Consider the following 1,359-nt stretch of genomic DNA (forward strand, 5'->3'; position numbering starts at 1 on the left):
GCGCGGCGCTGCGGGCCGCGGCCGATGTGTTCGAACGGGCCGGGGCGGCCCCCTGGACGGAGCTCGCCAGGGAACCGGGCCCCGGCGACGGCGCCGGTGCGCAGGTACCGGCGGCCGCGACCCTGACCGAGGCCGAGACCCGGCTCGCGCTGCTGGTCAGCCAGGGCGCCAGCAACCAGGAGGCCGCGGCGAAGCTATTCCTCAGCGTCAAGACGGTGGAGGCCCGGCTGACCCGCATCTACCAGAAGCTCGACGTCCGCTCACGGGCCCAGCTGGCCACCGCGCTGCGCACGCGGTGACCGCCACCGCGGCGCCGCTCAGCAGCCGAGGTTGTTCCCGGGGGTCACCCCCAGCAGCTGTGTGAAGCTCTGGTACTTCGAGATACGGCTCTGGACCTGGGCGGGGTTGCCGCCGTTGCACTCCAGGGAGCCGTTGATCGAGCGGATCGTCTCCCCGAAGCCCGCGCCGTTCACCATGGCGGCGTGGGCGGTCATCGTGCCCGGGCCGTTCTGGGTGTTCCAGTACCAGAGCGCCGTCTTCATCGCGACGGCCGGATCCTGCTCCACGAGGTACGGGTTGGCGAGCAGGTTGATGCCGAGGGCGTCACCGGCCGCCTTGTAGTTGAAGTTCCAACTGAGCTGGATGGGCCCGCGCCCGTAGTAGGCGGCCTGCCCGGCGGGACAGCCGTACGGCTGGCTCGCGTCGCAGTAGTGGGGGTAGTTGGCGGTGTTCTGCTCCACGATGTGCACGAGTCCGCCCGTCTCGTGGGAGACGTTGGCGAGGAAGGCCGCGGCCTCGCGCCGCTTGGTGGTGTCGTCGCCGGTCTTGGTGAACCCGGGGTAGGCGGAGAGCGCCGCGACCAGGCCGTTGTAGGTGTAGAAGGGGTTCCGGTTCGGGAACATCTGGTTGAACTGGGCCTCGGAGACCACGAATCCGGTGGGGTTGCCCGGATCCGGATCCTGGCTTCCGCCACCGCAGGTGCCCTGGTCCGCCCAGACGCCCCACTGGCCGGTGGTGCCGGGCGTCTCGCCCTGGGTCCACCACTTCGCCTGCCAGTTGTGGCCGCCGTAGGAGGCGCTCATGCCGTTGGTGTAGACGGCGGAGGAGGCCCAGGCGCCGGCGCAGGGGACCGCGGCGGCGGCGGGGGAGGAGGGGAGGGTGAGGGCGAGGCCGGCCGTGACGGCTGCGGCGGCGGTGAGTGCGAGGGCGCGGAGACGAAGCGCACGTATCACGTAACTGCTCCTTCAGTGGGGGGACTTGCCGTGGGGGCAACGGTGCCCACTGAAGCGAAAATGGTCTGGACCTGTCAAGGTCTAGACCAAATGAAACGCGCCGGTGTCACGCGTGACGCGTGACACC

Annotated in this window: 2 protein-coding genes; one reads left to right on the top strand and one right to left on the bottom strand. The window is 70.5% G+C overall.

Annotated elements, in window-relative coordinates; all coding sequences use genetic code 11:
* Positions 1 to 299: helix-turn-helix domain-containing protein (locus ACWGIU_RS37965; protein ID WP_453712651.1), on the top strand; the 299-nt coding region annotated here is incomplete at its 5' end.
* A gap of 18 nt (positions 300 to 317) precedes the next feature.
* Here the strand turns inward: ACWGIU_RS37965 and ACWGIU_RS37970 are convergent.
* Positions 318 to 1,232, bottom strand: a complete 915-nt coding sequence (locus ACWGIU_RS37970) for a glycoside hydrolase family 19 protein (protein ID WP_453712653.1) — start codon at positions 1,230 to 1,232, stop codon at positions 318 to 320.
* Between the last annotated feature and the right edge of the window lie 127 nt (positions 1,233 to 1,359).

The organism is Streptomyces sp. NPDC054840, assembly GCF_053611065.1.